The sequence below is a fragment of the Streptomyces sp. NPDC057249 genome (genome assembly GCF_042669245.1).
Lineage (GTDB): Bacteria > Actinomycetota > Actinomycetes > Streptomycetales > Streptomycetaceae > Streptomyces.
The window spans coordinates 65,448-89,140 of record NZ_JBHUXS010000017.1; the positions used below are offsets into that span (position 1 = coordinate 65,448).

Annotated in this window: 22 protein-coding genes; 7 read left to right on the plus strand and 15 right to left on the minus strand. The window is 72.8% G+C overall.

Annotated elements, in window-relative coordinates:
* Nucleotides 1-150: 150 nt before the first annotated feature.
* The 11 genes from ACFUJY_RS27395 to ACFUJY_RS27445 all read right to left on the minus strand — a co-directional run bounded on the left by ACFUJY_RS27395 (nt 151) and on the right by ACFUJY_RS27445 (nt 12,043).
* Nucleotides 151-1,254 (minus strand): polyprenyl synthetase family protein, encoded by a 1,104-nt coding sequence (locus ACFUJY_RS27395; protein ID WP_383304540.1) that lies wholly within the window; start codon nt 1,252-1,254, stop codon nt 151-153.
* Nucleotides 1,251-2,639: a hydroxysqualene dehydroxylase HpnE gene (gene hpnE / locus ACFUJY_RS27400; RefSeq protein ID WP_383304542.1), complete on the minus strand. Its 1,389-nt coding sequence runs from the start codon at nt 2,637-2,639 to the stop codon at nt 1,251-1,253. Before hpnE ends, ACFUJY_RS27395 begins: the two co-directional genes overlap by 4 nt.
* A 149-nt stretch (nt 2,640-2,788) precedes the next feature.
* On the minus strand, nt 2,789-3,709 hold the full coding sequence (gene hpnD, locus ACFUJY_RS27405; protein WP_383304695.1) for a presqualene diphosphate synthase HpnD: 921 nt from the start codon (nt 3,707-3,709) through the stop codon (nt 2,789-2,791).
* A 29-nt stretch (nt 3,710-3,738) separates the two neighbouring features.
* Nucleotides 3,739-4,659, minus strand: coding sequence for a squalene synthase HpnC (hpnC, locus tag ACFUJY_RS27410; RefSeq protein WP_383304544.1), 921 nt, complete (start codon nt 4,657-4,659; stop codon nt 3,739-3,741).
* A gap of 439 nt (nt 4,660-5,098) precedes the next feature.
* Nucleotides 5,099-5,884 carry an ABC transporter ATP-binding protein gene (locus ACFUJY_RS27415; protein ID WP_143623765.1) on the minus strand — a complete coding sequence of 262 codons (786 nt, stop codon included), beginning with the start codon at nt 5,882-5,884 and terminating at the stop codon, nt 5,099-5,101.
* Nucleotides 5,877-6,806: an ABC transporter permease gene (locus ACFUJY_RS27420; RefSeq protein ID WP_383304547.1), complete on the minus strand. Its 930-nt coding sequence runs from the start codon at nt 6,804-6,806 to the stop codon at nt 5,877-5,879. Before ACFUJY_RS27420 ends, ACFUJY_RS27415 begins: the two co-directional genes overlap by 8 nt.
* Before the next feature lie 106 nt (nt 6,807-6,912).
* Entirely contained in the window at nt 6,913-7,785 is an 873-nt protein-coding gene (locus tag ACFUJY_RS27425) for a glycosyltransferase family 2 protein (RefSeq protein ID WP_383304697.1), read from the minus strand.
* Nucleotides 7,786-7,793: 8 nt separating this feature from the next.
* A complete protein-coding gene (locus tag ACFUJY_RS27430; protein WP_383304549.1) occupies nt 7,794-8,573 on the minus strand; it encodes a CDP-alcohol phosphatidyltransferase family protein in 780 nt (259 codons plus the stop codon).
* Nucleotides 8,551-9,612 (minus strand): iron-containing alcohol dehydrogenase family protein, encoded by a 1,062-nt coding sequence (locus tag ACFUJY_RS27435; RefSeq protein WP_383304551.1) that lies wholly within the window; start codon nt 9,610-9,612, stop codon nt 8,551-8,553. Before ACFUJY_RS27435 ends, ACFUJY_RS27430 begins: the two co-directional genes overlap by 23 nt.
* Nucleotides 9,600-10,337, minus strand: a complete 738-nt coding sequence (locus ACFUJY_RS27440; protein WP_383304553.1) for a sugar phosphate nucleotidyltransferase — start codon at nt 10,335-10,337, stop codon at nt 9,600-9,602. The genes ACFUJY_RS27435 and ACFUJY_RS27440 overlap by 13 nt, the downstream gene beginning before the upstream one ends.
* On the minus strand, nt 10,334-12,043 hold the full coding sequence (locus tag ACFUJY_RS27445; RefSeq protein WP_383304699.1) for a DUF5941 domain-containing protein: 1,710 nt from the start codon (nt 12,041-12,043) through the stop codon (nt 10,334-10,336). The genes ACFUJY_RS27440 and ACFUJY_RS27445 overlap by 4 nt, the downstream gene beginning before the upstream one ends.
* Here ACFUJY_RS27445 and ACFUJY_RS27450 point away from each other — a divergent pair.
* The 3 genes from ACFUJY_RS27450 (at nt 11,981) to idi (ending at nt 14,210) form a co-directional block, all read left to right on the plus strand.
* Entirely contained in the window at nt 11,981-12,115 is a 135-nt protein-coding gene (locus ACFUJY_RS27450) for a hypothetical protein (RefSeq protein ID WP_265539059.1), read from the plus strand. The two genes, ACFUJY_RS27445 and ACFUJY_RS27450, sit on opposite strands and share 63 nt — an antisense overlap.
* A 405-nt stretch (nt 12,116-12,520) precedes the next feature.
* Entirely contained in the window at nt 12,521-13,459 is a 939-nt protein-coding gene (locus ACFUJY_RS27455; protein ID WP_383304555.1) for a cation diffusion facilitator family transporter, read from the plus strand.
* Nucleotides 13,460-13,616: 157 nt separating this feature from the next.
* Nucleotides 13,617-14,210, plus strand: coding sequence for an isopentenyl-diphosphate Delta-isomerase (gene idi / locus ACFUJY_RS27460; protein WP_383304557.1), 594 nt, complete (start codon nt 13,617-13,619; stop codon nt 14,208-14,210).
* Between the two features lie 21 nt (nt 14,211-14,231).
* Here the strand turns inward: idi and ACFUJY_RS27465 are convergent, their stop codons facing one another.
* Nucleotides 14,232-14,687, minus strand: coding sequence for an ATP-binding protein (locus ACFUJY_RS27465; protein WP_383304559.1), 456 nt, complete (start codon nt 14,685-14,687; stop codon nt 14,232-14,234).
* A 186-nt stretch (nt 14,688-14,873) separates the two neighbouring features.
* On the opposite strand from ACFUJY_RS27465, the gene ACFUJY_RS27470 reads away from it, so the two are divergent.
* Nucleotides 14,874-15,641, plus strand: coding sequence for an enoyl-CoA hydratase/isomerase family protein (locus ACFUJY_RS27470; RefSeq protein WP_383304561.1), 768 nt, complete (start codon nt 14,874-14,876; stop codon nt 15,639-15,641).
* Here the strand turns inward: ACFUJY_RS27470 and ACFUJY_RS27475 are convergent.
* Both ACFUJY_RS27475 and ACFUJY_RS27480 read right to left on the minus strand, forming a co-directional pair.
* Nucleotides 15,628-16,263, minus strand: a complete 636-nt coding sequence (locus ACFUJY_RS27475) for a DJ-1/PfpI family protein (protein WP_383304563.1) — start codon at nt 16,261-16,263, stop codon at nt 15,628-15,630. The genes ACFUJY_RS27470 and ACFUJY_RS27475 overlap by 14 nt on opposite strands.
* Before the next feature lie 23 nt (nt 16,264-16,286).
* A complete protein-coding gene (locus ACFUJY_RS27480) occupies nt 16,287-17,252 on the minus strand; it encodes a GlxA family transcriptional regulator (protein ID WP_383304566.1) in 966 nt (321 codons plus the stop codon).
* 134 nt (nt 17,253-17,386) lie between these two features.
* Between ACFUJY_RS27480 and ACFUJY_RS27485 the strand changes: the two genes are divergently transcribed.
* Entirely contained in the window at nt 17,387-18,244 is an 858-nt protein-coding gene (locus ACFUJY_RS27485) for a hypothetical protein (RefSeq protein ID WP_383304568.1), read from the plus strand.
* A 153-nt stretch (nt 18,245-18,397) separates the two neighbouring features.
* Nucleotides 18,398-20,743 (plus strand): Tex family protein, encoded by a 2,346-nt coding sequence (locus tag ACFUJY_RS27490; RefSeq protein WP_383304570.1) that lies wholly within the window; start codon nt 18,398-18,400, stop codon nt 20,741-20,743.
* A gap of 286 nt (nt 20,744-21,029) precedes the next feature.
* Here ACFUJY_RS27490 and ACFUJY_RS27495 read toward each other — a convergent pair whose 3' ends face one another.
* A complete protein-coding gene (locus ACFUJY_RS27495; RefSeq protein WP_383304572.1) occupies nt 21,030-22,667 on the minus strand; it encodes an ABC-F family ATP-binding cassette domain-containing protein in 1,638 nt (545 codons plus the stop codon).
* A 77-nt stretch (nt 22,668-22,744) separates the two neighbouring features.
* Here ACFUJY_RS27495 and ACFUJY_RS27500 point away from each other — a divergent pair, with 77 nt between their 5' ends.
* Nucleotides 22,745-23,668 (plus strand): FAD-dependent oxidoreductase, encoded by a 924-nt coding sequence (locus ACFUJY_RS27500; RefSeq protein ID WP_383304574.1) that lies wholly within the window; start codon nt 22,745-22,747, stop codon nt 23,666-23,668.
* Nucleotides 23,669-23,693: the final 25 nt, after the last annotated feature.

Sequence of the window (23,693 nt, forward strand, 5' to 3'; positions counted from 1 at the left end):
GGGGGTACACCGCCCCGGGGGGTTGGGGGGGTGGGGGGTTTCTGGGCTCCCCGTGGGTGCGGGGGGGCCTGGGGGGGGGGGGGGGCGCGGGGGGCGGGCGCCGGGGGGGGCGCCGCCCGGCGACTGCGAGTCATATGGACCAGATGGTGATCATCTCTTTCGTACGACGACGAAGTCCGCGAGCGCCGTGAGCTGCGCCCGCACGGGTTCCGGCATGTCGACACCGTGCAGCACCTCTATGGCGACCGCATGCTGACGACGCGCCTCCTGGGCGGTCCACTCGCGACCGCCCGCCTCCTCGATGAGCGCCGCACGGGCGGCGAACTCCTCCTCGGAGAAGCTGTCGAAGTCGCTGCTCTTGGCGTCGGCGGCGAGCAGCTCGCCGAGGCGCTCGGAGGCCGGTCCGCCCGCGGCGAGCGCGGCGACGACCGGCAGGGACTTCTTGCGCTGGCGCAGATCGCTCCAGGTCTGCTTGCCGGTGGACTCGGGGTCGCCCCAGATGCCGAGGAGGTCGTCGACCGCCTGGAAGGCGAGCCCGAGGTGGTGGCCGTACGCCTCCAGGACGTCGGCCGTGCGGTCGTCGGCGCCGCCGAGCACCGCGCCGATGGAGCAGGCGCAGGCGAGGAGGGCGCCGGTCTTGTTGCCCTCCATCTCCAGGCACTCCTCGACGGTGACGCTCTCGCGGTGCTCGTAGGAGATGTCCTGGGCCTGCCCGTCGATGAGCTTGCGGGTCGCCGTGGTCAGCCGCCGGGCCGCGCGGCCCGCCTCGGCCGTGCCGAGCTCCAGCAGGACGTCGTAGGCCAGGGCGAACAGGGCGTCGCCGACCAGGATGGCCTGGGCGGGGCCGTGCACCTTCCACACGGTGTCGCGGTGGCGTCGCTGCTCGTCGCCGTCCATCAGGTCGTCGTGCAGCAGCGAGAAGTTGTGCACGAGCTCGACGGCGACGGCGCCGGGGATGCCGGCCTCGGCCGCGGCGCCGGCCGCCTCGGCGGACAGCAGGGCCAGCGCCGGGCGGACGGCCTTGCCGCCGTCGCCGTCGGCGGGCCTGCCCTGAGCGTCGATCCAGCCGAAGTGATAGGCGGCCACGGTGTCCATGGGCGGTGCGAGCCGGTCGACGGCGGCCCGGAGCACCGGCGCGGAAAGGGCCCGTCCGCGCTCCAGAAGCGCGGTGACGTCCGTGGTGTCCGCCACGGTGTCGGAAGCCGGATTCGCCGGGGTCACTGACTCTCCTCTTGTTCCGGTGGTACTGCTCATGCCGCCTCCTGCAGCGGATGTTCATGGGGGCGGCCGAGCGCCAGGAGCGCCGCGTCCGCGGCACTCGCGCCACTGCGGACCGCGCCCTCCATCGTGGCGGGCCAGCCGGTGGCGGTCCAGGCACCTGCCAGGAAGAGTCCGGGGGCGCGGGTGAGCGTCCCGGGGCGCAGCAGGCCGACGCCGGGCGCGGGCGCGAAGGTCGCGGTGCGCTCGCGGGTGACGAAGAAGTCCCGGATGCCGGCGCCTCGGGCGGCGGGCAGCAGCCGTTCCAGTTCGGGCAGGTAGCGGGCGCGCAGTTCGGCGACGGGCAGGTCGATCTCGTCGCCGGCCGCGGACTGCGAGACCGCGAGGTACTGCCCGGGCCCGGTGAGGCCGGACGTCCCGGTACGGTCGAAGACCCACTGGACCGGGGAGCCGAGCGCGGCGAAGAAGGGCCGCTTCAGCACCTTGCGGTCGTAGACGACGTGCACGTTGAGGATCGGGGACGTACCGATCTCCAGGAGCTTGTCCGGTGCGTCGAGCGCACCCTCGGGCAGCAGGGCGTGGGTCTCGCGCTGCGGGACGGCCAGGACGACCGTGTCCGCCTCGATCCGTTCGGCGCCGGTGTCCACCACCCAGTGCCCGTCCTCGGTGCGGGCGAGGCCGTGGGCCTTGGTGCGCAGTTCGGTGCGGACGCCGGCGGAGTCCAGGGCCTTGCGGCTCATCGTGTCGTGGATGTCGCCGAGCGGTACGGCGGCCCAGCCGATGTCGGCGGCGCCCGGTTCGGAGAGCAGCCCGGTCTTGAAGACCTTCGCGGCGAGCCCGAGCGAGGCGTGGGGGGCGGTGGCGTTGAGGGTGGCGACGCCGACGAGGTCCCACAGCGCCTCGATGGTGCGCGGCGACTGGCCGTGTCGGGCGAGCCAGCTGCCGAAGTCCACGGCGTCGAGAGCGGGGTCGTCCGGGTCGAGCCGGCCGAGGGCGAGGGCGGCGCGGGCGACGCCGGCGCGTTCGGCGAGGGACAGGTGGGGGTACCCGGCGAGGCCGGCCGCGAGGTGCAGCGGGACCGGGAGCGCGTTGCGGCGGAGCCGTCCGAGCCGGGGGCCCGAGGGCCGTCCGACGTCCAGAACCGGCACGTCCAAACGGTTTTGCAGGGGTGCCAGGCGGGCGCCGTCGACCCGGTCGAGGAACCAGCGGTAGGCGGTGCAGCAGCGCAGGTAGACGTGCTGGCCGTTGTCGACGGTGAGCTCGCCCCGGCGGAAGGAGAAGGCGAGCCCGCCGAGCCGGGGCCGCCCTTCGAGCAGGGTCACGTCAAGCCCGGCGTCGGCCAGACGGAGCGCCGCCGTGACCCCGGCGATGCCGCCGCCGATCACGACCGCGCGGGAAGGGCGCGGCGCGTCGTCGTTCACGCGTCCCCCTCTCGCCGGTTGCTTGCCCATGGGTGCTGCTCGGATCGGTCCTGCCCAGACAGGGACGCGACCGCCCGGCCGGGGGTTGCCCGCCGTCCGCCGTGTTCGTTCGTGATGCACATGGTGCGCGAGATGTACCTGAGGCGCATTCAGACACGCCCTCGGGCCGTGCGCCGCGAGATGTGCCGGGCGTCGAGTCCGGACAGGCCGCGCACCGCGACGTACGCCTTCTCGTGCCCCGGGAGCGAGACCCGGCCGCGCAGCACCGCCTCGGGGTCGCGTTCGATGCGGTCGAGAAGCCTGCGGTAGATGCCGGCCATGGCGGCCACGCAGGCGCCGCTGCGCCGGTCGAGCATCGGCAGCAGCCGGTAGCCCTCGGCGAACAGGGCGCGGGCACGCCGGACCTCGAAGTGGACGAGGCCCGCGAAGTCGGAGCCGGGCGGCGGGGTGGCCCGCTGGAAGCCTCCGGAGCAGCCGAACTTGGCGAGGTCGTCGGCGGGCAGGTAGGTGCGGCCGTTGCCCGCGTCCTCGCGGACGTCGCGCAGGATGTTCGTCAGCTGGAGGGCGAGGCCGAGCGTGTCGGCGTACTCGGGGGCGCGCTCGGCGCCGGGGGCGCCCGGCTCCGTACCGAACACGCCGAGGCTCAGCCGCCCGATGGCGCCCGCGACGCAGCGGCAGTAGACCTTGAGGTCGTCCCAGGTCTCGTAGACGGCGCCGTCCACGTCCATCAGGACGCCGTCGATGAGCTCGTCGAGCCCTTCGAGTGGCAGCGGGAACCTGCGGGCGGCGTCGGCGAGCGCGACGGCGACCGGGTCGGTGTCGTCGTCCTCGACCTCGCCGGCGCGGACCCGGTCGAGCAGGGTGCGGGTGCTCTCCAGGCGGACGCGCTTGGTCTCCGGCTCCAGTTCGCCGTCACCGATGTCGTCCACGCGACGGGAGAAGGCGTACAGCGCCGACATGGCCTGCCGCTTCTCGGCCGGCAGCAGCCTGATGCCGTACGCGAAGTTACGCGCCTGCTGTCCGGTGACCGCCTCGCAGTAACTGTATGCGGCCTGCACCGGTGCCGACATGTACGTCGTCTGTCCCTCCACGGTCCGGCTCACCCCTCTCTACGCGCTTTTCGCAAGACAACTCCCACTTCGCGCAGCAGGCTGGGCTTGGTGGGTCCGGGTGGTCCGGGCAGTACGTCGAATCCGGCGGCCGCGATCGCGGTGAGGGCGGCGCGTCCTCCTCCCACGAATCCGGCGAGGAGCAGCCGGAGCCTGCCGTGGACGCTACCCACCAGGGGGGTGCCTTCATTCAGCAGATCCCGGGCGCGTTCCGCTTCGTACGCGATCAGGGAGCGGACCGAGGCGTTCGCGGTGGGCGCCGCGAGGTCGGTCTCGCCGACGTGGAACCGGGCCATGTCCTCGGACGGCAGGTAGACGCGGTCGCGGCCGAGGTCCTCGGCGACGTCCTGGAGGTGCTCCACGATCTGCAGTGCGGTGCACACGGCGTCGGAGCGGCGCAGCCGTTCGGGGCTCGCGGTACCGGTGAGCTGGAGGACGAGGCGGCCCACGGGGTTGGCGGAGAGCTCGCAGTACGCGAGCAGTTCCTCGTACGTGCCGTAGCGACGGACCTTCTGGTCCTGCCGGTTGGCCTCGATGAGACCGATGAACGGTTCGGGGGTGAGCGCGCGGCGCCGGGCGGTCGGGCGGAGCGCCCGCATCAACGGATGGTGCGGGGTCTCGCCGGTGGTCGCGAAGACGCGGCGCAGATCGCGCTCCAGCGCGTCCAGCATCGCGAGCCTGTCGTCGCTCTGGGCCGGGTCGAGGCCGAGGTACGTCGCGTCGGCGCCGCCGGGGGCGAGGTCGCCGTCGCCGATGTCGTCCACCAGCCGGGCGAAGCCGTAGACGGCCATCAGGTCGTCGCGCCAGGCGCGCGGCAGGAAGAAGGGGGCGACCGGAAAGTTCTCGTGGGCTGCCTTGTCGAGGGTTCCGGATGCGGCGGTATCGAGCCGCGCCTGCCGGGTACGGGTCACTGCGGACCGCCCTGCGCGGGGACGGCGTGAGCACCTCGGAGCGGGAGATCTTCCGTCATAGCCGTCACAACTCCCGTTCTACACTGCTGACCCAAAATACCCCATTCCGGACACGCCGCCCGCCCTTCCGAGTGCCGAGGACGGCTCCCGACCGTCCCCCGGGCGGTATCGCCCCACTTGCGGCGAATCAGCACCGGTACAGCTTACGTTGTACAACGCTCATCCAAACGCCGGGGTACGGGCCGTACGGCACCGGACCCGGGGCCCGCGTCAACTTTCCCCCCACCGGAGCGCGTTCACGTCATCCGGCGGTAGGAGATCGCGACGGCCGCCGTACGACGAGGCGCGGATGTCCGGACTCCGGTCCACCATCCGGACATGGCGCGGCCTCCGCCGGAAGGGTCCGGCGGAGGCCGTGTGCCGTGCGACGCGGAGCGTCCTACTTGCCGGTCTCCCGTTCGTAGGCCCGCAGGACCTCCTCGGTCGGCCCGTCCATCAGGAGCTCGCCCTTCTCCAGCCACAGCACCCGGTTGCAGGTGTCCCGGATCGACTTGTTGCTGTGGCTGACCAGGAAGACCGTCCCGGCCTCCTTGCGCAGCTCCCTGATCCGTGCCTCGGAGCGGATCTGGAACTTGCGGTCACCGGTCGCCAGCGCCTCGTCGATCATGAGGACGTCGTGGTTCTTCGCGGCCGCGATGGAGAAGCGGAGGCGGGCGGCCATACCGGAGGAGTACGTGCGCATCGGCAGGGTGATGAAGTCGCCCTTGTCGTTGATGCCGGAGAACTCCACGATGTCGTCGTAGCGCTCGCGGATCTCCTCGCGGCTCATGCCCATCGCGAGGCCGCCGAGCACCACGTTGCGCTCGCCGGTCAGGTCGCTCATCAGCGCGGCGTTGACGCCGAGCAGCGAGGGCTGGCCGTCCGTGTAGACGCTGCCGCTCTCCGTCGGCAGGAGTCCCGCGATGGCGCGGAGCAGGGTCGACTTGCCGGAGCCGTTCGTCCCGATGAGCCCGATGGCCTCGCCCCGGTAGGCGGTGAAGGTCACCCCGCGCACGGCGTGCACCTTGCGCACCCCGCGTGCCTCGCCCTTCTCGCGGCGCATGATCCGGCTCAGTGCGGCGGTGGCACTGCCCTTGCCACCGCCGCCGCCGTTGACCCGGTACACGATGTGCACGTCGTCGGCGATCACGGTGGGGACGCGCCCCGCGGTGTTGTCGTCAGCCACGGCCGTACCGTTCCTCTGCCTTCCAGAAGTACACGAAGCCCACGATGCCCACCACGATCGACCAGGCGAGGGCCACCGCCCAGACGTGGTCCGGCAGGTTCTCGGAGCCGTATCCGTCGATCAGGGCGAACCTGACCAGGTCCATGTAGATGGCCGCCGGGTTGTACTGGAGCACGTCGGTGATCCAGGCCGGCTTGTCCGCGAGCATCACCGGGATGGAGAACATGACCCCGGACGCGTACATCCAGGTACGCATGACGAACGGCATGAGCTGGGCCAGGTCGGGTGTCTTGGCGCCCATCCTGGCCATGGCGAGCGCCAGTCCGGTGTTGAAGAAGAACTGCATCGCCAGGGCCGGGATCACCAGCAGCCAGGACAGCCGGGGGTAGCTGCCGAATCCGACGGTGACCGCGATCAGCACGATCATCGAGTACAGCAGCTGCTGGAGCTGCTGGAGCGAGAAGGAGATGGGCAGCGAGGCGCGCGGGAAGTGCAGGGCCCTGACCAGGCCGAGGTTCCCGGAGATCGCGCGCACGCCGGCCATCACGGAGCTCTGCGTGAAGGTGAAGACGAACACCCCGGTCACCAGGAACGGGATGAAGACCTCCTGCGGTATCCCCTTCTTCGTGCCGAGGATCAGCCCGAAGATGAGGAAGTAGACCGCCGCGTTCAGGAGCGGGGTCGCCACCTGCCAGAGCTGGCCCAGCTTCGCCTGGCTGTACTGGGCGGTCAGCTTGGCCCGGGAGAACGCCAGGATGAAATGGCGTCGCCCCTGGAGCTGGCGCACGTACTCGAGGAGTCCGGGCCGGGCACCGCTGACCGCAAGACCGTACTTGGCGGCCAGCTCGGCCGCGCTCAGGCCGTCGTCGGCTGACGGCGGGCTGCTCACCGCAACCGCGCCACCATGGGTTGTGTCACTCACCAGAAGAAACTCTCGTATTCGAAATGCGCAGCCAGTCGCGGGCGCGGCTCAGGGCGGACAGGTCCCGACAAGAAAAATACGCCTCATGCTCCCAGAGGGGAGCCTCTCAGATGACCGGAGGGCGGCCCAGCCTGGTCAGTCGCCACACCGTACGCCACTTCATCGGGCGGCGCGGTCCGCACGGGGTCCGCCAGCCCTCCCGGAAGCCGCCGAACCACGCCTTCAGGGCCTCGCCGGACGGCCTGCGCAGCAGGGTCAGCAGCATCCACACCCCGAGGTACACCGGCACGAGGGGCGCGGGGAGGTTGCGCCGGGCCAGCCAGACCCGGTTGCGGGCCACCATGCGGTGGTAGACGGCATGGCGGGACGGGGCCGTGGCGGGGTGGTGCAGCACCATGTCCGCGCGGTAGTCGATCAGCCAGCCGGCGTCCAGCGCCCGCCAGGCGAGGTCCGTCTCCTCGTGCGCGTAGAAGAAGTCGCCCGGCAGCGGGCCGACCTCGGCCAGCACCCGGGTGCGCACCGCGTTGGCGCCGCCCAGGAACGTGGTCACGCGGGACGAGCGCATCGGGTCCGCGGCGCGCAGCCTCGGCACGTGCCGGCGCTGGGTCACCCCGGTCTCCGGGTCCGCGATGCGGAAGCTGATGATGCCGAGCCGGGGGTCCTCGGAGAACGCCTCGCGGCACAGCTCCGCGGTGTCGGTGAGGGGCAGCAGCCCGTCGTCGTCCAGGAAGAGCAGGGCGTCCACGTCGGCGCCGGAGGGCCCGAACGCCTCGATGCCGACGTTTCGGCCGCCGGGGATGCCGAGGTTCTCGGGCAGCTCGACGGTGCGGACGCCCGGGGGGACGTCGGGGACCGGCGAGCCGTTGCCGACGACGACCACCTCGATCCGGTCGCCCTTCTGGGCGGCGACCGAATCGAGCAGGGCGCGCAGCTCGGCCGGGCGGTTGCCCATGGTGATGATGACCGCGCCGAGTTTCATGGGTGTGCTCACTTCAGCCTGCTCGACGCCAGGACCGACACGAGGTGCAGCAGGGTCTGGAGCAGGGCGATGCCCGCCAGGACCGCGACCGCGAGACGGCTGAAGAAGAAGTCGCCCCGCACCTCGTCCAGGACGGCCGCGACCAGGATGACCAGGGACGCCTCGACGCACAGGATGAGCCGGTGGAACTTGAGCGCGCCGGCGGCCCGGCGGGCGAACGCCATGCCGGAGGAGCGCGGCTCGGAGGCGGACTCCTTGACCGGCGGCAGTCCGCCCTGGTGGCGGGCGACGCCGACCAGGTCCGTCTCGGCCTTGATCAGGATCGCGCCGAGCGCGGCGAGCGTGCCGAGGAAGGCCCAGAGCCAGTCGATGCGGCCGGTGCCCCACAGGTCGGCGGCGCGCAGGCCGAAGCCGACGAGCACGGCCGCGTCGCACAGGTAGGCACCGACCCGGTCCAGGTAGACGCCGCCGAGCGAGAACTGCTTCTTCCAGCGCGCGATCTCGCCGTCCACGCAGTCGAGCAGCAGGTACAGCTGGACCATGACGACACCGAGCACCGCACCCCAGATGCCCGGGACGAGCAGCGCGGGGGCGGCCAGCACACCGGCCAGCGTCATCAGGTAGGTCAGCTGGTTGGGCGTGACCCTGGTGTTCACCAGGTACCGGTCGATGCGCAGGGAGACCTCGCGCATGTATATCCGGCCCGCCCAGTGTTCACCGCTGCGCCGGTCCTTGACGCCCGGCGGGTGAACGACCGGGCGGAGTTCAGCTACTGATGGTCTTGGCATAGTCGGCGTACGCGTCCCTGATCTGGTCGGTGGAGAGGCTGAGGTGTTCCAGGACCGTGAAGCGTCCCGGACGGGTCTGGGGGGCGTACTCGACGGCCTGGACGAATTCGTCGGCGGTGAAGCCGATCTCCTCGGGCCTGACCGGCAGGCCGTGCCTGCGCAGTACGTCGGCGAAGAGGCCCGACTCGTCCACGGCGCCGCGCAGGTGCATGGCGAAGGCGGCGCCGAGGCCGACCTGCTCGCCGTGGCTGGCGGCCCGCTTCGGGAAGAGCAGGTCGAACGCGTGGCTGATCTCGTGGCAGGCGCCGGACGAGGGCCGGGTGTCCCCGCTGATCGAGATGGCGATGCCGGAGAGCACCAGCGACTCGGCGAGGACGGTGAGGAACTCGTCGTCGGCGACGGTGCCGGGGTGGCGCAGGACGGCCTCGCCGGCGGTACGGGCCATGGCGGAGGCGAGTCCGTCGATCTGTTCGCCGTTGACCTGGTGCGAGAGCTCCCAGTCGGCGATGGCGGAGATGTTGGAGATGGCGTCGCCGATGCCGGACCGTACGAAGCGGTCGGGGGCGGTGCGGATCACCGACAGGTCGATCACCATGGCGATGGGCATGGGGACGCCGTAGGAGCCCCGGCCGTTGTCGTTGTCCAGGGTGGCGACCGGCGAGCAGAGGCCGTCGTGGGCGAGGTTCGTGGCGACCGAGACCAGCGGCAGCCCGACCCGGGCCGCGGCGTACTTCGCCACGTCGATGATCTTGCCGCCGCCGAGGCCGACCACGGCGTCGTAGCGCTTGCCCTTGATGTCGTCGGCCAGCCGCACCGCGGCGTCGATGTCGCCGCCGGCCACGCAGTACCAGTCGGCGCCCGGCAGGGCCGGGGCGAGCTTCTCGCGCAGGGCGAGCCCGGAGCCGCCGCTGATCGCGATGGCGAGCTTGCCGGAGGCGGAGATCCGCTGGTCGGCGAGGAGACCGGCCAGGTCGTGCATGGCGCCCCGGCTGATGTCCACGAAGACCGGGGACGGGATGAGTCGGGTCAGTACCGGCACGCGATCTCCCGGCCCTTCGCGAGGTCGTCGTGGTTGTCGATCTCGACCCAGCTCACGTCACCGATGGGGGCGACGTCCACGGTGAAGCCGCGGTTGACGAGCTCCTGGTAACCGTCCTCGTAGTAGAGGTCCGGGTCGCGCTCGAAGGTGGCCTTCAGCGCGTCGGCCAGTTCCTCGGCGGCCTCGGCCTCGATGAGGGTGAGGCCGATGTACTCACCGGTGGCCTCGGCCGGGTCCATCAGCTTGGTGATCCGGCGCACGCCCTCGCCGTCCTCCACGACGACCTTCATCTCCTCGTCGGCGAGGGACTTCACCGTGTCGAGGGCGAGGATGATCTTCTTGCCGTCGCCGCGGGCGGCCAGCAGCGTCTTCTCGACGGAGACCGGGTGCACGGTGTCGCCGTTGGCGAGGATGACGCCGCGCTTGAGCACGTCACGGGCGCACCACAGGGAGTAGGCGTTGTTCCACTCCTCGGCCTTGTCGTTGTCCACGAGGGTCAGCTTCAGGCCGTAGGTGGTCTCCAGCTCCTCCTTGCGGGCGTAGACGGCCTCCTTGCGGTAGCCGACGACGATCGCGGCCTCGGTGAGCCCGATCTCGGCGAAGTTGGCCAGCGTGAGGTCGAGGATCGTCGTGTCGCCGTCCACCGGCACGAGCGCCTTGGGCAGGGTGTCGGTATAGGGGCGCAGGCGCCGTCCTGCGCCGGCTGCCAGTACGAGGCCGATCATGCGGGTTCTCCTTCGTCGTGGACGGCGGGCGCCCCGGAGGACACCCAGAAGCGGATGGACTCCACCAGCACGATCACTGCCACGGCCACGGCGAGCACGGTGAGCGCCGTGGTGAAGCCGGAGGCTCCGGTGAGTGCGGCGGCGAGCACGGCCACGACCAGGGTCCGGCCCTCGTGTCCGCCGATCGTGCGCACGAGCCACTGGGGCGGGGCGCCGGTGCCGCCTCGGATGCGGTACACCGTGTCGTAGTGATGGTAGGCGACGGCCGAGACCAGCCCGAAGGCCGCGGGGAGCGCCCCGTCGAGGTCGCTGCGGGCGGCCAGGATCAGGACCGTGCAGTACTCGGCGGCCCGGAAGACGGGGGGTACGAGCCAGTCGAGGGCGCCCTTGAGGGGGCGGGCCACGGCTATGCCGGAGCAGATCGCGTAGAAGGCGGCGGCGATGATCGTCTGGCGGCTGCCGAAGGGCTGCTGGAGCGCGGCGGCGATCAGCGCGCCGGTGCCGACGAGGGCGACCACGGGGGCGGTCCAGGACCCGCCGGCCTTCGGGCCCCGGGCGGCGATCAGCTGGGCGACCGGGCCGGAGTCCGCAAGGTCGGCGAGGGCCTGGGCGGCACGGTCGGTGCGCCGGGCCTTGCGGGTCAGGGAGCGCAGGAGGCGGCCCGCGGTGGTGTAGCAGGCGGCGAAGGCGCAGCCGGCAAGCAGGGCGTAGAAGACGATGCGCGGGGTGGTCACGGCGGTGAGCACGGCGATCATCGCCCAGCGCTCGCCGATCGGGAGCACGATCATGCGCCGCAGCCAGACCGTCCAGCCGACGCTGTCGAGCTTGTCGGAGAGGGCGGCCGTGGGGCTGCTGTTCGCCACCGCGTCGTGGTTGGCCTCGTTGAACGAGAAGTCGATGACGTGGCGGCAGGACTGGAGGACCATCGCGCCGAGGGCCAGCGCCCAGACGTCGTCGCCGCCGCGCGCCGCGCCGAGGGCAAGGCCCGCGTAGTAGGCGTACTCCTTGGCGCGGTCGAAGGTGGCGTCCAGCCAGGCGCCCATCGTGGAGTACTGGAGCGAGTAGCGGGCGAGCTGCCCGTCGGTGCAGTCCAGGACGAACGAGAGCAGCAGCAGGATGCCCGCCGCGACGTACCCGCCCCGGGTGCCGGTGGCCGCGCAGCCGGCCGCTATCAGCGCGGTGAGCAGGGACGCGGTGGTGACCTGGTTCGGGGTGAGCCCCCGGCGCGCGCACCAACGTGCGATGTAGCGGGAGTACGGGCTGATGAAGTGGGTGGTGAAGAAGCCGTCGCGGGCCTTCACCGCGCTGCGCAGCCGGACCGCCTCGTCGTCCACGGCCTCGACGTCCGTGCGGGCCGCGGCGCGGGCGGTCTCGTCGGCGGGCACGGTGGCGACGAGCGAGCCCAGTTCCGGGCGCTGCACCTGGGTGCCCTCGGCCTCCATGGCCGCCGCGAGCCTGCCGGGCACCGTGCGGTCGGTGACCGTGGCGGTGCCGCTCGCGGGCTGTCCGGCGCCGACCGCGTCGGTGGTGGCGCGCAGGGCGCCGACCAGGGCGGGGCGCGCCTCGGCCTGTGCGGTGAGGGCGCCGGGCACGGCCGCCGCGGGGAAGCGGGGGTCGGTCAGGGCGAGCCGCAGGGCGTGGCGGTGGCCGACGAAGCGGGGGTCGACCAGGGCGATGCGGTGGGCCGCCGGGACGGCGGCCAGCAGGGTGGCCGCTTCGGTGACGTCGGCGGCTGTCCGGACGTCGAAGCCCAGCGCCCGCAGATCGTCCTCCAGTGACGATCCGGGCAGCGGAGCACCTGTGAGAATGGCGGTCGACAGACGAACTCACTCCTTGGGTGCTGACACGGATCGGCACGCGACAGTGCGGCCAGAAGCGGCCGGCGGCATGTCGGCAGAGGCTATCGGATGAACGGAGGCGCGAGTTCACTGCCCGTTGGTGCCCCGTTCCGGGCGGGGCCGGACCACGCGCTCCGCCCGCGATCATCATCGTCGATGGCCGCCCCGCCTGACAAAGCCGGGTGGCTCCGCACCGCGCCAGGCTCTGACCTGCGCACGTTTGCGCAGGTCAGAGCCAATGACAACGGTGTTCAGTGCCGTGTTGCCCGATACCCCCCACCCGTAGTTGACTGACAGGGCCCGGGCCGGAAGCCCGGGTCCGCGAGACGACCGGGAGGCGTCCCCATGGGGGCAGGGCACGATCACGGACACGCGCACGGGCCGGCGCTCACCGGCACGGCGGCCGCCGCGCACCGGGGGCGGCTGCGCATCGCGCTCGGCATCACCCTGGCCGTGACGGTCATCGAGATCGTCGGCGGTGTGCTGTCCGGCTCCCTGGCGCTGATCGCCGACGCGGCCCACATGGCGACCGACGCCCTGGGGCTGGGGCTCGCGCTGCTGGCGATCCACTTCGCCAACCGGCCGGCCGGCCCGAACCGCACCTTCGGCCATGCCCGGGCGGAGATCCTGGCCGCCCTGGCCAACTGCTGCCTGCTGCTCGGGGTGGGCGGCTATCTGCTCTTCGAGGCCGTGGAGCGCTTCATCGACCCGGCGGAGACCCGGGGCGGGCTCACGATCGCCTTCGCCCTGGTGGGCCTCGTCGCGAACGCGGTGTCGCTGTCGCTGCTGACGCGCGGGCAGCAGGACAGCCTCAACGTGCGCGGCGCCTATCTGGAGGTGCTGGCGGACACGCTGGGTTCGGTGACCGTGCTGATCTCGGCGGGCATCGTCATGGCGACCGGGTGGCAGGCGGCGGACCCCATCGCCTCGCTGGTCATCGGGCTCATGATCGTCCCGCGTACGGTGCGGCTGCTGCGCGAGACGCTGAACGTGCTCCTGGAGGCGGCGCCCCCGGGCGTCGACATGGGCGAGGTACGCGACCACATCACCGCGCTGCCCGGGGTGCTGGACGTCCACGATCTGCACGCCTGGACGATCACCTCGGGGATGCCGGTGCTCTCGGCCCATGTGGTGGTGCAGCAGGACCTGCTCGACTCGATCGGCCACGAGAAGCTGCTGCACGAGCTCCAGGGCTGCCTCGGCGACCACTTCGACGTGGAGCACTGCACCTTCCAGCTGGAGCCCAGCGGGCACGCGGAGCACGAGGCCAGGCTCTGCCACTGAGCCCTGGGGCGGTACGGCCCGAGGTGTAGGGTTTCGCGGACGTGTGCGGGCGGACATGCCAGGCCCTCAAGTACGGACAAGCCGCTTTTGTACGGCAGACTTGAGCAGACTCGACGGGACCGGCTGCACGGGGCCGGGACCACAGCGAAGGATGGGTATGCCGACCACACCAGTCACCGCGGCGAACACCTCGTCGAACGGCACAGCGGAAGCGATCATGCTCGAACTGGTCGACGAGAGCGGCACCACCATCGGCACGGCGGAGAAGCTCTCCGCCCATCAGGCGCCCGGCCGGCTGCACCGCGCGTTCTCCGTGTTCCTCTTCGACGAGCAGGGCCGGCTGCTGCTCCAGCAGCGCGCCCTGGGCAAGTACCACTCCCCCGGTGTCTGGTCCAACACGTGCTGCGGCCACCCCTACCCGGGCGAGGCGCCGTTCGCCGCCGCCGCCCGGCGTACGCACGAGGAGCTGGGGATCTCCCCCTCGCTGCTGGCCGAGGCCGGCACCGTCCGCTACAACCACCCGGACCCGGCCTCGGGCCTGGTGGAGCAGGAGTTCAACCACCTCTTCGTGGGGCTCGCGCAGGAGCGGCTGCGGCCCGACCCGGAGGAGGTCGGCGGGACGGCCTTCGTGACGGCGGCCGAGCTGGCCGAGCGGCACGGCCGCGACCCGTTCTCCGCGTGGTTCATGACCGTGCTGGACGCCGCGCGTCCGGCGATCCGGGAGCTGACCGGGGACGGCGCCGGCTGGTAGGTCGGCTGGCCGGCGGGGAGGTCAGAGGGCGGGGCTCAGCGGCAGGGCCGCCCAGATGACCTTGCCGCCGCCCGCGGTGTGCTCGACGTCGCAGGTGCCGCCCGCTTCCCGGGTGATCTCGCGGACCAGCAGCAGGCCCCGGCCGCCGGTCTGCGCGTAGTCGGTCTCCAGCGCGGTCGGGCGGTACGGGTGGTTGTCCTCGACGGACACCCTGACCCAGTCCGCGCCCACCGCCACCTCCACGGCGAGTTCGGGCGAGAGCAGCGCCGCGTGCTTGACGGCGTTGGTGACCAGCTCGGAGACGATGAGCAGCAGCCCCTGGGTGATGTCGTCCTCGATCGGCACGTTCTGGCGCTTCAGCAGATCACGCACGGCGTGCCGGGCCTGGGGTACGGAGACGTCCGAGGCCGGGGCGGTGAACCGCCAGACCCCTTCGTACGGCACGGGCCGGGCGGGGACACTCCCGCGGCTCTCCATAGTCCGGTACCCGCTCTCCACTCGTAGTGACTTCACGTCGAGTACAGGGTGGCGGTCGAGGTTGCTCCGGCCCGTGCTACTGAACACAAGTCGATTCCTATCGAGAGAAATCGACTTCTTTTGCGTGAGAGTGTCGGTTTTCAGGCCGCTTCTGACCGGCCTGGAGGCCACGGATAGCATCCGGCCATGGACCGTACGGAACCCCGGCTGGAGCACACCGTCGCGGACGGCGTCGCCACCGTCGTCATCAGCAATCCCGCCAAACGCAACGCGATGACGGCCGCCATGTGGGAGGCGCTGCCGGTGCTGCTCGGCGAGCTGGCCGCCGATCCTTCCGTGGGCGCCCTGGTCCTGACGGGCGCGGGCGACACCTTCTGCGCGGGCGCCGACATCTCCTCGCTCCGGGACCCCGGGCGCGACCCGCAGGGGCTGGCCGTGGCGGCCGAGGAGGCGCTGGCGGCGTTCCCGCTGCCGACGCTCGCGGCGGTGCGCGGCTACTGCGTGGGTGGCGGCGGCCAGCTCGCCGCCGCCTGCGACCTGCGCTTCGCGGCCGAGGGCGCCCGGTTCGGAGTCACCCCGGCCAAGCTGGGCATCGTCTACCCCGCCTCGTCCACCCGCCGGCTGGTCGCCCTCACGGGTCCCGCGACGGCCAAGCACCTGCTGTTCTCCGGTGAGCTGATCGACACCGAGCGGGCGCTGCGGACGGGCCTGGTGGACGAGGTGCTGCCGGCCGACGGGCTGGACGAGCGGGTCGCCGCCTACGTACGCACTCTGGTGTCCCGGTCCCGGCTCACCCAGGCCGCCGCCAAGGAGTTCGCGGCCGGGCGGGAGGACCGGGACGTGTACTGGGCCGGGCAGGCGTGGGGCTGCGGCGACACCGCGGAGGGGGTCGCCGCCTTCCTGGAACGCCGCACGCCCCGGTTCACCTGGCGTCCCGCGCCTACTGAAGGATGAAGCGGCTCCGGTCCCGCCACTCCTGGACCAGGCCGGCCGGCGCCTTGTCCGGCGACCCCGCGTCGTAGGGCGGCTGGGGGTCGTACTCGGTGAGGAGCTGCACGGCCTGGGCGGTGCGGTCGCCGGCGATGCGGCCGAGCAGCGTGAGGCCCATGTCGATCCCGGCCGACACCCCGGCCGCGGTGACGTACTTGCCGTCGAGGACGACGCGTTCGCGGGCCGGCTCGGCGCCGTGGTCCCCGAGCTGGTCGAGCGCCAGCCAGTGCGAGGTGGCGCGCCGCCCCCGCAACAGCCCCGCGGCCGCCAGGAGCAGCGATCCGCTGCAGACGGACGTCGTCCAGGTGGTGGTTTCGTCCACCCGGCGCAGCCAGCCGAGCAGGTTCTCGTTCTCCATCTGGTGGTACTGCCCGGGTCCGCCCGGGACGATCACCAGATCCGGGGCGGGCACCTGCTCGAACGTGCGGTGGGCGACCAGTTCGAGCGTGCCGCTGTCGTTGCGTACCGCTCCCGCCCGCTCGGCAACGAAGACCGTCTCGGCGCCGGGGGCGCGGGACAGGATCTCGTAGGGGCCGACGGCGTCCAGCGCGGTGAAGCGGTCGTAGAGGGCGATGGCGATCTGCATGGGTTTCCTGTCTCTCGGGTGGGTCAGGAGGGGTCGGTGGTGTGGGAGGCGAAACGGCGGCGGTATTCGGCCGGGCCCGCGCCGAGTGCCCTGACGAAGGCCCGGCGCATCGCCTCCGGCGTGCCGTAGCCGCAGCTGCGGGCTATCCCGGCGACCCCGTCGGTGGTGTCCTCCAGGAGCCGGCGGGCGTGTTCGAGGCGGACCCGGTCGACGTACCGGCCGGGCGTGGTCCCCGTCTCCGCCTGGAAGGCGCGGGCGAAGTGGCGGGGCGAGAGTCGGGCGCGGGCGGCCAGGGCCTCGACGGAGAGGTCGGCGCCGGGGTGTTCGGTGATCCAGTGCTGCACCTCGCGCAGCGGTTCCCGGCGCGCGGTCTGGGCGCTGAGCTGGGCGCTGAACTGGGACTGGCCGCCCGGCCTGCGCAGGAAGACGACCAGATGCCGGGCGACCGTCAGGGCGACGTCCCGTCCGTGGTCCTCCTCGACCAGGGCCAGCGCGAGGTCGATGCCCGCGGTGACCCCGGCCGAGGTGGCGATCCTGCCGTCCCGTACGAAGATCGGCTCCGGGTCGACCTCGACGGCCGGATACTCGCGGGCCAGCTTCCCGCACACGTTCCAGTGCGTCGTCGCCCGGTGCCCGTCCAGCTGTCCGGCCGCCGCGAGCAGCAGCGCCCCGCTGCACACGGAGACCAGCCGCTCGGGCAGCGGCCCGTGGGCGCGCAGCCAGTCGACGAGGCCGGGGTCGGGGTCGCGGGTGCCCCGGCCGCCGGGTACCAGGAGGGTGTGCGGGGCCGGCGCGTCGGTGAGGCCGGCGTCGGGGACCAGGGTGAGGCCGCAGGAGGTGCGGACCGGGGCGCCGTGCAGCGAGGCGGTGCGCAGCTCGTACGAGACGTCCGGGAAGCGCGAGGCCCCGGCGAAGACCTCCATGGGGCCGGTGACGTCGAGGCTCTGGACGCCGTCGAAGAGGACGACGAGCACGGATCGCTGCTTCATGTCCGCCATCCTGGGCGGCCCCCGGGATGGCCGCAATGACGGGTTCCCCACCTTTCCTGCCATCACCGGCTGCGGCGCAGCTCACGTGGGCCCGGGGGTTCCTGCCCGTACCAACCAGTCGGTAACGTGCGGGTATGAGTACTCTCCCGCCCCGTGCCGGGCGGCGTTGCCACAACGCCCTGAACCCGCTGCACTCGTCGCTCTACTTCTCCCCCGACCTCGGCAAGGAGCTCGGCGGGATCGGGATCGACGACCCCTCCGCCGCCTACTTCGCCACCCGCGCCGCCGCGATGGGCGCGGTCGGGGCGGAGACCGTGACCGCCACCTTCTACAACTTCAACCACGCGCTCGTGGCGCGGCACGTGCCCGCGGTCTGGGACGTCGCCCCGCCCGCGAAGGTCCTGGACGCGCGGCTGCGCGCGGCCGACGCGACGCTGCGCCGGCTGCTCGGCGAGGAGATCATCGCCTCGCCCGAGATGGCCGAGGCCGCGCAGCTCGCCCTGCGGGCCACGGAGGGCTGCACCCGGCACGCCCGGCCGCTGTACGCCGCCCACGCCGGCCTGCCGGTGCCCGACGAACCGCACCTGGCGCTCTGGCACGCGGCGGCACTGCTCCGCGAGCACCGGGGCGACGCCCATCTCGCCGCACTCCTCACCGCGGGGCTCGACCCGCTCGAAGCGCTGGTCAGCCACACCGCGACCGGCAAGGGCATGGCGATCCGCTGGATTCTGTCCAGCCGGGGCTGGCGGCGCACCGACTGGGAGGACGCGTCGGAGCGGCTGCGCGGGCGCGGGCTGCTCACGGCGGAGGGCGAGCTGACCGAGGCGGGCGCGGCCCTGCGCAAGGAGCTGGAGGAGGCCACGGACCGGATGGACCTGGGCCCGTACGAGCACCTGGGCGGACCGGGGGTGGCCCGGCTGACCGAGCTGGGGCGCGGCTTCCTGGCCACGGCCGCGGCGGCGGGCGCCTTCCCGGCGAGCGCCACGGGCTGACCCGCGAAAACCGCGGACCGCTCCCTGGGGTGGCCGGGCGACACGGCACCCGGCCACCCGGCACAATGCAGGACGTGTGACTCCGGGACCGTCCCCGTGGCGGCCCGGGGCCCGACCAGCACAGCCAGCAGGAGAAGGCGAGTCGGTAGAACCGTGACGACGTCCATCGAAGGCAGGATCGCCGAGGAGCTCGGCGTACGCGAGCGGCAGGTGAAGGCGGCCGTCGAGCTGCTCGACGGCGGGTCCACCGTGCCGTTCATCGCGCGCTACCGCAAGGAAGCGACCGAGATGCTCGACGACGCGCAGCTGCGCACGCTCGAGGAACGGCTGCGGTATCTGCGGGAGCTGGAGGAGCGCCGGACGGCGGTCCTCGAATCCGTACGGGAGCAGGGCAAGCTGGACGAGGCGCTGGAGGCGCGCATCCGGGCCGCCGACACGAAGGCGCGCCTGGAGGACATCTACCTCCCGTTCAAGCCGAAGCGGCGGACGAAGGCGCAGATCGCCCGGGAGGCCGGCCTCGAACCGCTCGCCTCCGGCCTGCTCGACGACCCCTCGGTGGACCCGCTCGCCGCGGCGGCGGCGTTCGTGGACGCGGACAAGGGCGTCGCGGACCCGGCGGCGGCGCTGGAGGGCGCCCGCGCCATCCTCACCGAGCGCTTCTCGGAGGACGCCGACCTCATCGGCGAGCTGCGTGAGCGCATGTGGACGCGCGGGCGGCTGGTGGCCCGGGTGCGGGACGGCAAGGAGGAGGCGGGTGCCAAGTTCGCCGACTACTTCGACTTCGCCGAGCCGTTCACCGCGCTGCCCTCGCACCGGGTGCTGGCGATGCTCCGGGGCGAGAAGGAGGACGTGCTCGATCTGGTCCTGGAGCCGGAGGAGCCGTCCGAGACGCCCGGCCCCTCCTCGTACGAGAACATGGTCGCCCGGCGCTTCGGCGTCGGCGACCGGGGGCGCCCCGGCGACAAGTGGCTGGCCGACACGGTGCGGTGGGCCTGGCGGACCAGGATTCTGGTGCACCTCGGCATCGACCTGCGGCTGCGGCTGCGTACGGCGGCGGAGGACGAGGCGGTGCGCGTCTTCGCCTCGAACCTGCGCGATCTGCTGCTCGCCGCGCCGGCCGGGACGCGGGCGACGCTGGGGCTCGACCCGGGGTTCCGTACCGGGGTGAAGGTCGCCGTCGTGGACGCGACGGGCAAGGTCGTCGCGACCGACGTGATCCACCCGCACGTCCCGGCCAACAAGTGGGACCAGTCGCTCGCCACGCTGGAACGGCTGGCCCGGGAGCACCGGGTCGAGCTGATCGCGATCGGCAACGGCACGGCGTCCCGGGAGACGGACAAGCTGGCCGGTGAGCTGTGCGCGAAGCACCCGGAGCTGAAGCTGACCAAGGTGATGGTCTCGGAGGCGGGCGCCTCCGTGTACTCCGCCTCGGCGTTCGCCTCGCAGGAGCTGCCCGACATGGACGTCTCCTTGCGCGGTGCCGTCTCGATCGCGCGCCGGCTCCAGGACCCGCTGGCCGAGCTGGTGAAGATCGACCCGAAGTCGATCGGTGTCGGCCAGTACCAGCACGACCTGTCCGAGGTGAAGCTCTCGCGGTCGCTGGACGCGGTCGTGGAGGACTGCGTGAACGGGGTCGGCGTCGACGTCAACACCGCGTCCGCGCCGCTGCTGTCCCGGGTCTCCGGCATCGGCTCGGGGCTCGCCGAGAACATCGTGGCGCACCGCGACGCGAACGGGCCGTTCCGGTCCCGCCGGAGCCTGAAGGACGTGGCCCGGCTGGGCCCGAAGGCGTACGAGCAGTGCGCGGGCTTCCTCCGCATCCGCGGCGACGACCCGCTCGACGCGTCGAGCGTGCACCCGGAGGCGTACCCGGTGGTGCGGGCGATGGTGAAGAAGACCGGCGGGGACGTGGCCGCGCTGATCGGCAACACGGGTGTGCTGCGGTCGTTGCGGGCCGACGACTTCGTGTCGGAGAAGTTCGGGCTGCCGACGGTGAGCGACATCCTGAAGGAGCTGGAGAAGCCGGGCCGCGACCCGCGTCCCGCCTTCAAGACCGCCACCTTCAAGGAGGGCGTCGAGAAGATCGGCGACCTGGAGTCCGGGATGGTGCTGGAGGGCGTCGTGACCAACGTCGCCGCGTTCGGGGCGTTCGTGGACGTCGGGGTGCACCAGGACGGGCTGGTGCACGTGTCGGCGATGTCGCGGTCGTTCGTGAAGGACCCCCGGGATGTGGTGAAGCCGGGGGACGTGGTGCGGGTGAAGGTGATGGAGGTCGACATTCCGCGGAAGCGGATCTCGTTGACCTTGCGGCTGGACGACGACCAGCCGGCCGGTGGCCGGGGGGCCTCCGGGGGTGAGCGGGGCGGACGGCCGCCTCGGCCCCGGGAGGGTGGCGGCCGCCCGTCCCGTGGCGGTGGTCGGTCCGCGCCTGCGGCGGCTCCGGCCGGTGGGGCGATGGCGGATGCGCTGCGGCGGGCGGGGTTGTTGAAGGGCAAGTAGGGGGCGGGAGCGGGTGGGGGCGCCTGCGGCGGGCCTTGCCCCCTGCCCGCCCCTTCCCGGAACCGGGGCTCTGCCCCGGACCCCGCTCCTCAAGCGCCGGAGGGGCTGAGAGGGTCGGCGGGGCTCGGAGGCGGTGGACGGCCCGGACGGGCTGGGTCACGCGGCGGCGTTGGGCGTCGGGCCGTCGGCGACCGCTCGGCCGCTCTGAGGCGCCGTGCGGTTCTCGCCGCGGTCCTCCCCGCCCTCTCGCGCACCGGCCGGGGCGGGTCCGCCCGCGCGCCCGCCGTCAGACCTCCGTGACCCGGCCCTCCGCCACCTCGATCCGGCGCGTGGTGCGCACCGCCGCCAGCATCCGGCGGTCGTGCGTCACCAGGAGCAGCGTTCCGGTGTACGAGTCGAGCGCCGACTCCAGCTGTTCGATCGCCGGGAGGTCCAGGTGGTTCGTGGGCTCGTCCAGCACCAGGAGATTGACGCCCCGGCCCTGGAGCAGGGCGAGCGCCGCCCGGGTGCGCTCCCCCGGTGAGAGCGTCGTCGCCGGGCGCATCACGTGGTCGGCGCGCAGCCCGAACTTGGCGAGCAGGGTGCGCACGTCGGCGGGCTCCGTCTCCGGGACCGCCGCGCAGAACGCTTCGAGGAGCGTCTCCGAGCCGTGGAACAGCTTGCGCGCCTGGTCCACCTCGCCGACGACCACGCCGGAGCCCAGGCTCGCGTGCCCCGAGTCCAGCGGGAGGCGGCCGAGCAGCGCGGCCAGCAGGGTCGACTTGCCGGAGCCGTTGGCGCCCGTGATGGCGACCCGGTCCGCCCAGTCGATCTGGAGCGAGGCGGGTCCGAACACGAAGTCGCCGCGCACGACGCGGGCCTCGCGGAGGGTGGCGACGACCGAGCCGGAGCGGGGCGCGGAGGCGATCTCCATGCGCAGTTCCCACTCCTTGCGCGGCTCGTCCACCACGTCGAGCCGTTCGATCATGCGCTGCGTCTGCCGGGCCTTCGCGGCCTGCTTCTCGCTGGACTCGCTGCGGAACCTGCGGCCGGTCTTGTCGGAGTCGGTGGCCTTGCGGCGGGCGTTCTTGACGCCCTTGTCCATCCAGGAGCGCTGCATCAGGGCGCGGCTCTCCAGCGCCGAGCGCTTGTCGGCGTACTCCTCGTACTCCTCGCGGGCGTGCCGCCGGGCGCGCTCGCGCTCCTCCAGGTAGGCCGCGTAGCCGCCGCCGTAGAGGTTGATCTGCTGCTGGGCCAGGTCGAGTTCGAGGACTCTGGTGACCGTGCGCATCAGGAACTCGCGGTCGTGGCTGATGAGGACGGTGCCGGAGCGCAGCCCGGAGACGTACTTCTCCAGGCGTTCCAGGCCGTCCAGGTCCAGGTCGTTGGTGGGCTCGTCGAGCAGGAAGACGTCGTAGCGCGACAGCAGGAGCGAGGCGAGTCCGGCGCGGGCCGCCTGGCCGCCGGAGAGCGCGGTCATCGGCAGGTCGAGGCCGACGGTGAGGCCGAGTTCGGCGGCGGTCTCCTCGGCCCGCTCGTCCAGGTCCGCGCCGCCGAGGGCGAGCCAGCGCTCCAGGGACTCGGAGTACGCGTCGTCCGCGCCGGGGGCGCCCTCGACCAGCGCCTCCGTGGCGGCGTCCATGGCGGTCTGGGCCTCGGCCACGCCGGTCCGGCGGGCCAGGAACTCCCGTACGGTCTCGCCGGGGCGCCGCTCGGGCTCCTGGGGCAGGTGGCCGACGGTGGCGGTGGGCGGGGAGAGCCGCAGCTCGCCCTCCTCCGGCCGGTCGAGACCGGCGAGCAGCCGGAGCAGGGACGATTTACCGGCGCCGTTGACTCCGACGAGACCGATCACGTCACCGGGGGCGACCACGAGGTCGAGCCCGGCGAACAGCGTGCGGTCGCCGTGTCCGGCGGCGAGATCCTTGGCGACGAGGGTGGCAGTCATCAGGGTGCAGATCCTAATGTGCCCGGGGCGGCCTGCCGGGCGGGCGCCGAGGGTACGCGGACCGGGAGGCGGCAGTGGTGGCGGACGTGATCGTGGTGGGCGGCGGGGTCAGCGGGCTGACCACGGCGAAGGTGCTGGCCGAGCGGGGCCACCGGGTGCGGGTGTGGTCGCGGGAGCCGGCCGGCGAAACGACCTCGGCCGTGGCGGGCGCCCTGTGGTGGCCGTACCGGATCGAGCCGCTGGACCGCGTCGGCGACTGGTCGCTGGCCGCGCTGCGGTGGTACGAGGAGCTGGCCGCGCGCCCGGAGGAGACCGGTGTCCGCCTCGTCGAAGGACTCCACCGGGGCGAGCGCCTGGCGGACCTCGGGCCGTGGGCCGGGGAACTGGAGGACGCCGTGGAGACGGCCGAGGGCCTGCGGTGCCGGCTGCCGCTGATCGACATGCCGGCGCACCTGGCGTGGCTGGAGGACCGGGTGCGGGCGGCCGGGGGTGCGGTGGAGCGCCGCACGGTCGCCTCCTTCGCCGAGGCCGCCGCGGCGGCGGGGACGGTGGTCAACTGCGCCGGGCTCGGCGCCCGCGAGCTGGTCCCGGATGCCGGGGTGCGCCCGGTGCGCGGGCAGTTGGTGCTGGTGGAGAACCCGGGGATACGGGAGTGGTTCACGGAGGCCGACCCGGCGTCGAGCGCGACCACGTACTTCTTCCCGCAGCCGGGCCGCCTGGTGCTCGGCGGCACGGCGACGGCCGACGACTGGACCGCGGTGCCCGATCCCCGTACGGCGGAGGAGATCGTGGCCCGCTGCGCCCGGGTACGCCCGGAGATCGGGCAGGCGCGGGTCATCGGCCACCGGGTGGGCCTCCGCCCGGCCCGGGACGCGGGGGTCCGCATCGAGGCGGAGTCCCTGGCCGGGGGCGGCCGGCTGGTGCACAACTACGGGCACGGGGGCGCGGGCGTGACGGTGGCGCTGGGCTGCGCGCGTGAGGCGGCCCGGCTGGTGGGGTGAGGGGCGGGCGGCCCGTCGCGGCGCG